Genomic DNA, 10,825 nt, shown 5'->3' on the forward strand with positions numbered 1-10,825 from the left:
CGCAATTTATCAGGCAAATAAACAACCACAGGTTACAATCACCCTAGCGTTAATGTTCCCTCTTCAGGTGGATTTGGGGGGAGTAGGAGAGTAATTCGCGATCGCCGCAATGTAAATTAGATGCCCTAACAATACTACAACCCAACCTGCTGTCAATGGGGGCAACCATTCCCAATTAGCTGCTGTCAAGTTATGGAAGAACCATAACCCTGAGTTAATCGTAGCAGCAACGGCTACATGAACGGCAAAGTTCATACGGTCATCTAACTTGCGAAATTCAGGGTCATTGCGATCGGGTTTACGAGGCCAACGGGGAGGCATAAATATTTATTACGCTTTACGATTTTTAATACACTTTGAATATTTTAAAGTTTTTGGGTGTAGTTGTAGCACAGAGAAACTATTTCAGTGGGGCTTTTTGCTGTAAATAAGCAACTAGCTGCTGTCCAGCTGTATCGATATGCTGTTGCAGTAATCTCATCGCCGCTTGAGCATCTCGTTGTTGACAAGCATCTAGCAGTTGATAGTGTTCTGTTTGCGATCGCTCTTGATAATCCATTTGTGCCATCTGTACGCGTACATAGCGATCAACATTGACGTGCAGATTTTTGATCATCGCCAACATTCGGGGACGTGCGGCTGTGGTGTAGAGGGTGGCGTGAAATTCCCAGTTGAGTTTGGCTAATTCACCCACATCGGTGCTTTTGTCGCTGGCTACTAAAATTTTCCCAGCTTTTTCGATATCTATTTCCCTAATTTGGGGAATTGCTAACTGTATCGCTTTCACTTCTAAAGCACTGCGAATTTCACAAATTTCTTGTGCTTCCACCGCAGTTAACACTGATACCATCGCGCCACGATTGAGATGCAATGTAACTAATCCTTCCGCTTCTAGTTGTCGTAAAGCTTCCCGTACCGGAATGCGGCTAACTCCGAATTGGGTAGCAATTTCATCTTGTCGGAGAAATTGCCCTTCCTGAAAAATGCCCCGCAGGATGGCTTCCCGCAAAGCATCAGCGATTAAATCGGGGGTGCTGCGTTGTTGTTGCAGAACGTTGGCTGCTAGTTCATTTAAATTCATATTTTATATTGTATACAATATCTAAAATTGTATACAATATCCCCAGGCATCAAAAATAATTCCCTAAACACCACGGGAGAAAGTTATGAGTATGAGATCACAAGCAGACAGAATCATCATCTTCGACACCACCCTGCGGGATGGCGAACAGTCCCCAGGTGCAACCCTGAACGTAGAAGAGAAGCTAGCGATCGCTCATCAACTATCTCTGCTAGGCGTGGATGTGATTGAAGCTGGGTTTGCTGCGGCTAGTCCAGGGGATTTTCAAGCTGTCAAAACCATTGCTGAACAGGTGGGGATAGTTGGTGGCCCGGTGATTTGCAGTTTGGCTAGAGCAGTACGCCAAGACATTCAAGCCGCCGCCGAGGCTTTAAAAGGTGCAGCGCGTCCGAGAATTCACACGATGATTTCCACCTCTGATATTCATTTGCAATATCAGTTGAAAAAATCCCGTAGTGAAGTTTTAGCGATCGCTGCCGAGATGGTAGCCTATGCTAAGTCTTTCGTTGACGATGTGGAATTTTCACCAATGGATGCTAGCCGTACCGAACCTGAGTTTTTGTATCAAGTTTTGTCACAGGCGATCGCATCTGGTGCAACTACCATTAATATTCCTGATACCGTCGGTTACTGCACACCCAAAGAAATCGGTAATTTAATTCAAGGGATTCGCCAAAACGTCCCCAATATTGATCAAGTAATTCTTTCCATTCACACTCAAAATGATTTGGGGTTAGCCACAGCCAACGCCTTAGCTGCCATTGAACAAGGAGTCCGTCAGGTGGAGTGTACCATTAACGGTATTGGAGAACGGGCAGGAAATGCCGCCTTAGAAGAAATTGTCATGGCTTTGCAGGTTCGTAAACACTATTTCCATCCCTATTTTGATCGTTCCGTTGATGCTGATGCACCCCTCACCAACATCAAAACCCAGGAGATTTACAAAACTTCCACCTTGGTATCCCGATTAACTGGGATGCTGATTCAGCCAAATAAAGCCATTGTAGGAGCAAATGCTTTTGCTCATGAGTCTGGTATCCATCAAGATGGTGTAATTAAGCACCGCCAAACCTATGAAATTATGGAAGCAGCTTCCATAGGGTTGCCAGAAAATCGCATTGTTTTAGGTAAACACTCAGGAAGAAATGCTTTCCGTACCAAGCTGAAGGAGTTGGGGTTTGAATTGAGTGAAGAAGACTTAAACAAAGCCTTCAACCGCTTCAAGGAAGTCGCCGATAAGAAAAAGGAAATGTCTGATTGGGATATCGAAGCGATCGTGCGGGATGAAACCCAAATTCAAGTTGAAAGTGGCTTCCAAATAGAACACGTCCAAGTAATTTGCGGTGACTGCACTTGTCCTACAGCAACAATTACTATTGTTACCCCCGAAGGCAAAATTATTACTAATGCAAGTGTCGGTACAGGGCCAGTAGATGCAGTTTATCAAGCAATTAATCAACTAGTGCAGATTCCCAACCAATTGATTGAGTTTTCTGTGCAGTCGGTAACTGGGGGAATTGACGCACTAGGAACAGTAACAGTTCGTTTGGCTTATCAAGACAGAATTTTTTCTGGACAAGCATCTGATACAGATATTGTAGTGGCTGCTGCTTATGCCCATATCAATGCAATCAATCGCTTATATTGCCATTTGCAAACACACAAATCGCTAACTTCTGTTTAAGTGTCTCATTTGTAGTCAGGACTTTAGTGCTTAGAACAATTAGGACTAAAGTCCTGACTACAAACTTTCTGAATTACTACTTCATTGTTGCTGAACTGAAACAGGTAACTCGACTGGGATTCATACCAATTCAAAATTCGTCTTGGAAAGTTTGCAAGGGCGGGGGGAACCCCCGCACGCAACTTTCCGCAAAATTCACTCATTAAGAAAGTGAGACTCAGCTTACCTTTTAGTGTTTGCATCTGTATCAAGTTTTTTGTGGATTGGTATAACTCAGCTTCCCTTATGTCTTTATTTGAGACTTTTTTGAAGAGTAGATGAATGAGATTGACAATCAATGAGCTATATAGTACAAAAATACTATATATTTCTAACTGCATAAACTTCTAACTCCCGCCTACAGAAATAGGAGAGCAAATTTCATGAAGCTATCTAAAGTAGACTTGAGTAGTTTAGTTGCGATCGCACATACTGATGGACATTTACAACTATTACTCGACCGAGGCGATGAGTTAGAGGTTATAGAAATTCCTGCACCGGTGCAAGCTTTTGAAGGATTGCAAGAACTCAATGAAATCGTAGCAAAAACAGCTACATTACCTTTTGAAATAGAACCAATTGCGATGCTTCCTGTGAGTTCATCAATGGCTAGTGCTGTTGGCTATTGTAGTGATGAACAAATATTGCAAGTTGAGTTTCAAAACGGCGCAATCTATCAATATTCAGGAGTAGAACCAGAAACTTGGCAAGAATTACAATCATCCGACTCCCTTGGCAGATTTTACAACCAAGAGATTAAAGGAAAATATGATTGCGATCGCATAGATGACCTCTATGATTTAGATAAATGTTAGATCAAGTCACTATTTGCTTCCTGGATGGGAAGTACAAATTTCTGATTTGTGGTCTCCAGAATTTGATTAGTGATTACAATCACCTACATTTTTAACTAAAAAGTACAGGCGATCGCTAATTCTGCGTGTTGTAAAAATATTTTTTGATCTAACATCTCTACATCATACTGTGGTGTAGTTGCTAATAACTTCTCAATTCTATTTCTAGCCGCTACCACCACAGACTTAGCCAAGCTACCTTGATTTAACGCCTCAGCAAAATCAGCCGCAATTTGATAAGTCCGTTCCATTGATGATGAATGAATATTGCGCGACACAATAAATAAATCACATCCAGCATTAAAAGCACGCGCCACTGTTCCCTGTTCCATAAACATATCAGAAACAGCTTTCATATCTAAATCATCAGATACAACTACACCCCCAAATCCCAACTCTTCCCGCAGGATATTTTTGAGAATAGCGGCTGAGAGAGTCGCAGGCCAATCAGGGTCGATTTGCGGAAAAAGAATATGCGCCGTCATCATAATTGGGATTTGCGCCTCAATTAAAGCCTTAAACGGTATCAATTCCCGTTGACGTAAATCTTCCAAAGAGAGATTGAGAACAGGTAATTCTAGATGGGAATCTTTACTAGTGTCGCCATGTCCCGGAAAATGCTTGGCAGAACCGACAATGCCCGATGCTTTGAGTCCTTGATAATATTCACAGACAGCTTTAGCCGTAGTTTCGGGAGTGTTACTAAAGGCGCGAAATCCAATCACCGGATTTTGGGCATTAGAATAAATATCCGCTACAGGAGACCAAGATAAATTAATGCCCAAAGATTTTAATTCGATGCCTGTAGCTTTGGCTACTTCTTGGGAGTGCGATCGCAACAACACCGTATGGGGAAATCTGGTAATTGGTAAAGGTGTCCGCACAACTCGACCACCCTCATGATCCAATGTAAAAAACATCAAATCACGTTCAGTATATTCCCTAATTTGCTGGTGCAACTCCCGAAAACTTTGCAGCCACACATCATAGGGAACACCATCTCGGAAGTTTTTCGCAAAGAATATCACCCCCACAGGCTTTAATTCACTGAGAGCGCGCTTATCCTCATCACTTAAAGTAGTACCAGAAACACCAACAATCAGGTGATTTCCAAAACTCGCTAGCTGTTGAGAAGCTGACATAATCATTTACCCGCAACCATTTCAGGCCTGATCCTACACCTTCCTCAGAAAAACAGGGGTGTAGGGGTGTAGGGGTGTAAGGATGCAGGGGAGAAATATTTACGCCAATGCCCAGTCCCCAGTCCCCAGTCCACAGTCCCCAGTCCCCAGTCCCCAGTCCACAGTCCCCAGTCCCCAGTCCCCAGTCCCCAGTCCCCAGTCCCCAACACCCAATCCCTTTTTTCTGCCAAATGTAACAGATTGCAACGTATAATGAGAACGACAAAACAATTAAGAAATATTGAAAAACAGTAGGTTTAAATGCGAGTAGCGATCGCGGGTGCTGGTTTAGCAGGACTCTCCTGCGCGAAATATCTCACAGACGCAGGTCACACTCCCATTGTCTTGGAAAGCCGGGACGTATTGGGTGGTCTTGTCGCGGCGTGGAAAGACTCAGACGGCGACTGGTATGAAACTGGATTACACGCCTTCTTCGGTGCATACCCCAATATGCTCCAGTTACTTAAGGAGTTAGGTATTGAAGACCGACTCCAATGGAAAGAACATACACTGATTTTTAACCAACCAGATAAGCCAGGAACATACTCCCGGTTTGATGTTCCCGATATTCCCTCCCCCTTCAACGTCATTGCGTCCATTCTCCGCAACAACGATATGTTGACCTGGGGACAAAAACTGCGCTTCGCCGTCGGCTTAACTCCAGCCGTGGTCAGAGGTCAAAAGTATGTAGAGGAGATGGACAAGTACAGTTTCAAAGAATGGTTAGAAAGACAGGGAATTGATGAGCGAGTTTCCACCGATGTGTTTATCGCAGCATCGAAAGCACTCACCTTTATCAATCCCGAAGAAGTTTCTGCCACCATCCTCTTAACTGCGCTCAATCGCTTTCTACAAGAAAGATACGGCTCGAAAATAGCATTTTTGGATGGTTCACCCACAGAAAGGCTATGCGCTCCCATCGTAGACCATATCACCGCAGGCGGCGGGGAAGTGCGCCTCAATGCACCACTCAAAGAAATTGTTCTCAATGAAGATGGGAGTGTTAAGCACTTCGTCATTCGGGGAATCAATGGTGCAGCTGATTATATAGAAACCGCCGATTGCTACGTTGTCGCCACATCAGTAGATGTCGCCAAAGTGATATTACCCAAACCTTGGCAGCAAATGGAGTATTTCCAGAAGCTAGAAGGTTTAGAAGGAGTGCCAGTCATTAACTTGCACTTATGGTTTGACCGAAAATTAACCGATATCGATCAGTTATTATTTTCGCGATCGCCCCTCCTCAGCGTTTATGCTGATATGAGCAACACTTGTCGCGAATATGCCAATCCTGATCGCTCCATGCTGGAATTAGTTCTAGCACCGGCTAAAGATTGGATTAGCAAATCCGATGAGGAAATAGTTGCTGCCACAATTGCAGAACTAGAAAAACTCTTCCCCGATGATTTTGGGGGAGAAAATCCAGCCAAGTTGCTGAAATCTCATGTAGTGAAAACGCCGCGTTCAGTTTACAAAGCGACCCCCGGTCGTCAACAGTACCGTCCCTCCCAAAAAACTCCTATCGCTAACTTCTTTCTAGCAGGGAGTTACACCATGCAACGCTACTTAGGCAGTATGGAAGGAGCTGTACTTTCTGGTAAGCTAACAGCGCAGGCGATCTGCGAATCACTGCCAGTGGCTAATGCCTCTAACCTGCAAACGCTAACCCGACCGCCTGCAACGAATGCTGCAACTGCCTGATTCCCCCCCGCGCATGAAAACGCTGGTCTCTGTAGACGAGTCCTACAAAATTTGTCGGCATCTCACAGCCAAGTACGCCAAAACCTTCTACTTGGGTACTTTGTTGATGAGTCCGGCAAAACGTCAAGCTATCTGGGCAATTTATGCTTGGTGTCGTCGTACCGATGAACTAGTAGACGGCCCCGGTGCTGCCATTACTACACCAGAAACCTTAGACCTCTGGGAGCAACATCTAGAATCAATTTTTGCGGGTATTCCCGTAGAAAACTATGATGTTGCTTTGGTCGATACCCTGCAACGTTTTGACATCGACATTCAGCCCTTTCGGGATATGATTGCTGGTCAGCGTATGGATTTATACCGTAGTCGTTATGAAACCTTTGAGGAATTATACCTCTACTGTTACCGCGTTGCTGGCACAGTCGGCTTGATGTCAACCGCCGTTATGGAAGTAGACAACACCGCAAACACAGCTCCGTGGTCTCAGCGTAAACCACTTTATATTCCCACAGAAGAAGCGATCGCCTTGGGAATTGCCAATCAACTCACAAATATATTGCGGGATGTCGGCGAAGATGCTAGGCGAGGACGCATCTATCTTCCCTTAGAAGACCTAGCCAAATTCAACTACACAGAACAAGACTTCTTTAACTGTGTAGTCGATGACCGTTGGCGGGCGTTGATGCGTTTCCAAATCGAACGGGCGCGACAGTTCTACACCAAAGCCGAACAAGGCATCGCCCACCTAGCCCTGGATGCACGCTGGCCTGTGTGGGCAGCTTCCATGCTCTACGGGCAAATCTTAGATGTCATCGAACGCAACGATTACAACGTCTTTAATCAGCGTGCCTACGTCCCGCAATTGCAAAAGTTATGCACCCTACCCATAGCTTGGATGCGATCGCAAGTCCTATAAGTTTAGTCAATAGTCCAAAGTCCATAGTCCATAGTTAACAGCAATGACTAATGACTATTGACTATTGACTATTGACTAAATAACTCTTGACTTTCCCAAAAATCACTGCTAACATTATATTTCGTGACCGTGGAGAGGTGGCTGAGTGGTCGAAAGCGGCAGATTGCTAATCTGTTGATGGACTCGTAAGACCCATCCGAGGGTTCGAATCCCTCCCTCTCCGTTTTGGAGACAAAAAAGCAACACATAACTAACTGTGTTGCAAAAAAATACAAAAGTCGTAGCAATCACTATATGTATCCAAAGGTAGATGCTATCATTTAACCTTTGGAGACTTGATATAAGATTGAACTAAGTAAAAACATCTAGTTTGCATCTTGCTTTCAAGCTCCCACAGAATAGAGGAGTGAAAGTGATTATGGTTAAAATTAGTGCGTCCCTTACTCTGGGCTTAACTACCCTAGCTACTGGGTTTTTGATGGCGGCTTGCTCAAGCACCACCTACACTACTGACGGTGGAAATACCAACAGTACGACTAGTCCCACAAGCAGCAATAACACCGGATTAAAGATAGGTTCATTACTACCAACCACAGGGGATTTAGCATCAATTGGTCAGCAAATGGCTGCTGCTGTGCCTCTGCTAGTAGAAACAGTTAATGCCTGTGGAGGTGTGAATGGTCAACCAGTCACATTGGTAGCAGTAGACGACCAAACCGACCCCAAAGCAGGCGCAGCCGGGATGACCAAACTCGCAACTGTAGATAAAGTTGCGGGTGTAGTTGGTTCATTTGCTAGTAGCGTATCTACTGCGGCAGTGTCAATTGCTGCCCAAAATAACGTCATGCTGATTTCCCCTGGTAGCACTAGCCCCAAATTTACCGAATTGGCGCAAAAAGGCGATTTTAAAGGCTTTTGGGCGCGGACAGTTCCCCCCGATAGTTATCAAGGGCCAGCCTTAGCGGAACTCGCCATTAAAAAAGGTTATAAGCGAGTTTCTACCGTAGTGATTAACAACGACTACGGAGTTGGTTTTGAAAAAGCCTTTGTTCAAGCCTTTGAAAAATTGGGCGGAACAGTCGTTAACAAAAATAACCCTGTCCGCTACGACCCCAAAGCCACCACCTTTGAAACTGAAGCTACTGCGGCCTTTGCAGGTAAACCAGATGCCGTATTGGGCGTTTTTTATGTAGAGACAGGCAGTCTATTATTAAAATCAGCTTATCAGCAAGGTTTAACCAACGGCGTACAAATCATGCTCACAGACGGCATGAAATCAGATGAATTTCCCGCACAAGTAGGTAAAGCCGCAGATGGTAAGTTCATCGTCTCTGGGGTCATCGGGACTGTCCCTGGTTCCGATGGTAAAGCCTTAGAAGCCTTCACAAAACTTTGGCAATCTAAAAAGGGTGGTTCACCAGGAGAATTTGCACCCCAAGCCTGGGACGCAGCCGCATTATTAGTATTGGCAGCCCAAGCAGCTAAAGATAATACAGGTGTTGGCGTGTCCAGTAAAATTAGAGAAGTATCTAATGCACCTGGTGTAGAAGTCACCGATGTTTGCGAAGGTTTGAAGTTACTCAAAGAAGGCAAAGATATTAACTATCAAGGTGCTAGCGGGAATGTGGATGTTGATGCTAACGGTGATGTCATTGGTGTTTACGATGTCTGGACAGTACAGGACGATGGCAAATTGAAAGTTATTGATAAAGTGACTCCCAAGCAGTAGGGAGTGATGAGTGATGAGTGATGAGTGATGAGTAATGAGTAATGAGTAATGAGTAATGAGTAATGAGTAATGAGTAATGAGTAATGAGTAATGAGTAATGAGTAATGAGTAATGAGTAATGAGTAATGAGTAATGAGTAATGAGTAATGAGTATCTTGCATTCCGTAATTCATAACTCATTGCTGAGTAACCTAAAAATACTCAGCACTCACTACTCAGCACTCAGCACTCAGCACTCACTACTCACCACTCTACTTAGAAGCCAGAGAAATTGTAGCCTACACCTAATAACAAGCCGACATCTGTTTTATCAAAAAAGCCAGCATTGATAGCAGCTGTAGCAGTAAATTGAGAATTCAGAGGGACATCCAGACCACCGGAGACTAAAAACGCGGCTTGGGAATCATCACCAGTTTTAATAGCTGCACCTACACCTACATATGGTGCGATCGCTAGTGGTTCATCAAATGGATCTACCTGTCTAAAGTTAAAATCGTAGGTGACAGGAATCAGAATCGTGGTGTTATCACCAAATACAGCTGAGGGTCTAATAGAAAAGGTGTTAGTAAATCCAATCTTGCTGATAGCTGCAAAATTCCCATCTCCCAAAGATGAATCACCACCACCGATACCAATATTGCCAGCCACACCAACGTAGCTACTACCGCCACGGGTACGTCTACCAACATTAATATCTGATTGTGCCACTGTGTTGGGAGTAGGTGCAACAGCAGGAGCAGATGTTGCAGCTTCCGGTGAAACCAGAGTTGCTGAGGTAGTGGCTACTGTTCCTGGTACTGGTGTAACTGTCCGGCTGTCAGCGTTAAAAGTTGTCGCACTGGGAAAAGAGAAGTTTTGTGCTTCCACTTCTGGTTCAACACTTGATGTTGCGGGAGACATAGCATCGCTGTTTGCCTCAACGGGAGGTACTGTTTGAGCATGAGCAGATAAGCCAGTCCCAGCAACAGCTACAGCCGCTAAACTAGATAAGCAATAAATACCTTTACGAACAAAAATATTCTTCACATTCACTCCTAACAAAACGTTGCCACAATCAGTAAAATGCCAAATTTGTGTGTTTGGGGCAATATCCAAACTTTAGCACCAGTAAATCCCCCCTTACATCCTGAGATAGACATAAATCTTGAGTGTCTATTTTGCTGGGATTCAACAGTTAAATAACTAGATGTTTGCAGTCTTTATCCCACTTGCTCTAAATACTGGTTAATATCTTCTATCACTCTGACTAGTTCAGCTTCCGTAGTCAAACGAATATTGATATCCCGTACAGTCAGTAAGACTTTAGCCGCAAAGGGTGTAGGCCAGATATTGGGATTACAGAAAATTTCTAAAAATATTTCCCCTGTATAACGATATTCCAATGGTGCTTGAGGAGTCACTTTAGTACCAGAGTTGGGTTTAGCTGCAACAGTTTTGAGACGTTCCATCAATTGATCAATTGCACCCTTTAATTCCGTGGCCGCTTGGGGGGAAAAACTAAAGCTAACAGAACCCTCAACTAAATTTAATGTTAGAGGAGTAGAAGACATAAGCTCTTTATAAAAATTGATGGATGATTACTTGATCTTACAGGAGTCAACCTGACACAAAAAGCATGAGTAATAAAAACTACTCATGCT

The 10,825-nt window shown here is 44.0% G+C and carries 11 protein-coding genes and 1 tRNA gene; 6 read left to right on the forward strand and 6 right to left on the reverse strand.

Translation table 11 applies throughout. The features are described from left to right. Positions 1–63: 63 nt before the first annotated feature. Positions 64–321: a hypothetical protein gene (locus tag CV014_RS05090; RefSeq protein ID WP_236141021.1), complete on the reverse strand. Its 258-nt coding sequence runs from the start codon at positions 319–321 to the stop codon at positions 64–66. Positions 322–400: 79 nt separating this feature from the next. Beyond that, positions 401–1,081 (reverse strand): GntR family transcriptional regulator, encoded by a 681-nt coding sequence (locus CV014_RS05095; protein ID WP_236141022.1) that lies wholly within the window; start codon positions 1,079–1,081, stop codon positions 401–403. Between the two features lie 85 nt (positions 1,082–1,166). Between CV014_RS05095 and CV014_RS05100 the strand changes: the two genes are divergently transcribed. After that, positions 1,167–2,765, forward strand: coding sequence for a 2-isopropylmalate synthase (locus CV014_RS05100; RefSeq protein ID WP_442946884.1), 1,599 nt, complete (start codon positions 1,167–1,169; stop codon positions 2,763–2,765). Positions 2,766–3,187: 422 nt separating this feature from the next. Next, the gene (locus CV014_RS05105; RefSeq protein ID WP_236141023.1) at positions 3,188–3,619 is read left to right on the forward strand and encodes a KTSC domain-containing protein; all 432 of its coding nucleotides are present in this window, start codon (positions 3,188–3,190) and stop codon (positions 3,617–3,619) included. Between the two features lie 95 nt (positions 3,620–3,714). Here the strand turns inward: CV014_RS05105 and nagZ are convergent, their stop codons facing one another. Further along, positions 3,715–4,800 carry a beta-N-acetylhexosaminidase gene (gene nagZ / locus CV014_RS05110; protein WP_236141024.1) on the reverse strand — a complete coding sequence of 362 codons (1,086 nt, stop codon included), beginning with the start codon at positions 4,798–4,800 and terminating at the stop codon, positions 3,715–3,717. A 99-nt stretch (positions 4,801–4,899) separates the two neighbouring features. Further along, complete coding sequence (locus CV014_RS05115) at positions 4,900–5,046, reverse strand: hypothetical protein (RefSeq protein WP_236141025.1); 147 nt, start codon at positions 5,044–5,046, stop codon at positions 4,900–4,902. A gap of 54 nt (positions 5,047–5,100) precedes the next feature. Between CV014_RS05115 and pds the strand changes: the two genes are divergently transcribed. The 4 genes from pds to CV014_RS05135 all read left to right on the forward strand — a co-directional run bounded on the left by pds (position 5,101) and on the right by CV014_RS05135 (position 9,185). Next, entirely contained in the window at positions 5,101–6,540 is a 1,440-nt protein-coding gene (gene pds, locus CV014_RS05120; protein ID WP_236141026.1) for a 15-cis-phytoene desaturase, read from the forward strand. Further along, entirely contained in the window at positions 6,524–7,456 is a 933-nt protein-coding gene (crtB, locus tag CV014_RS05125) for a 15-cis-phytoene synthase CrtB (RefSeq protein ID WP_236141027.1), read from the forward strand. Before pds ends, crtB begins: the two co-directional genes overlap by 17 nt. A 131-nt stretch (positions 7,457–7,587) precedes the next feature. Further along, positions 7,588–7,679: transfer RNA gene (locus tag CV014_RS05130), tRNA-Ser, on the forward strand. 195 nt (positions 7,680–7,874) lie between these two features. Then, a complete protein-coding gene (locus CV014_RS05135; RefSeq protein WP_236141028.1) occupies positions 7,875–9,185 on the forward strand; it encodes an ABC transporter substrate-binding protein in 1,311 nt (436 codons plus the stop codon). Between the two features lie 255 nt (positions 9,186–9,440). On the opposite strand, the gene CV014_RS05140 is transcribed toward CV014_RS05135, so the two are convergent. Both CV014_RS05140 and CV014_RS05145 read right to left on the reverse strand, forming a co-directional pair. Beyond that, the gene (locus CV014_RS05140; RefSeq protein ID WP_236141041.1) at positions 9,441–10,211 is read right to left on the reverse strand and encodes a hypothetical protein; all 771 of its coding nucleotides are present in this window, start codon (positions 10,209–10,211) and stop codon (positions 9,441–9,443) included. A 173-nt stretch (positions 10,212–10,384) separates the two neighbouring features. Further along, positions 10,385–10,735 (reverse strand): hypothetical protein, encoded by a 351-nt coding sequence (locus CV014_RS05145; protein WP_236141029.1) that lies wholly within the window; start codon positions 10,733–10,735, stop codon positions 10,385–10,387. Between the last annotated feature and the right edge of the window lie 90 nt (positions 10,736–10,825).

The sequence above is a fragment of the Nostoc sp. CMAA1605 genome (assembly GCF_021596505.1).
GTDB lineage: Bacteria > Cyanobacteriota > Cyanobacteriia > Cyanobacteriales > Nostocaceae > Trichormus.

Bases quoted from the DNA above. Each gene is read 5' to 3' on its own strand.
- crtB (WP_236141027.1), top strand. From the start codon at position 6,524: ATGCTGCAACTGCCTGATTCCCCCCCGCGCATGAAAACGCTGGTCTCT.
- CV014_RS05145 (WP_236141029.1), bottom strand. From the start codon at position 10,735: ATGTCTTCTACTCCTCTAACATTAAATTTAGTTGAGGGTTCTGTTAGC.
- nagZ (WP_236141024.1), bottom strand. From the start codon at position 4,800: ATGTCAGCTTCTCAACAGCTAGCGAGTTTTGGAAATCACCTGATTGTT.
- CV014_RS05100 (WP_442946884.1), top strand. From the start codon at position 1,167: ATGAGTATGAGATCACAAGCAGACAGAATCATCATCTTCGACACCACC.
- CV014_RS05105 (WP_236141023.1), top strand. From the start codon at position 3,188: ATGAAGCTATCTAAAGTAGACTTGAGTAGTTTAGTTGCGATCGCACAT.
- CV014_RS05135 (WP_236141028.1), top strand. From the start codon at position 7,875: ATGGTTAAAATTAGTGCGTCCCTTACTCTGGGCTTAACTACCCTAGCT.
- CV014_RS05090 (WP_236141021.1), bottom strand. From the start codon at position 321: ATGCCTCCCCGTTGGCCTCGTAAACCCGATCGCAATGACCCTGAATTT.
- pds (WP_236141026.1), top strand. From the start codon at position 5,101: ATGCGAGTAGCGATCGCGGGTGCTGGTTTAGCAGGACTCTCCTGCGCG.
- CV014_RS05095 (WP_236141022.1), bottom strand. From the start codon at position 1,081: ATGAATTTAAATGAACTAGCAGCCAACGTTCTGCAACAACAACGCAGC.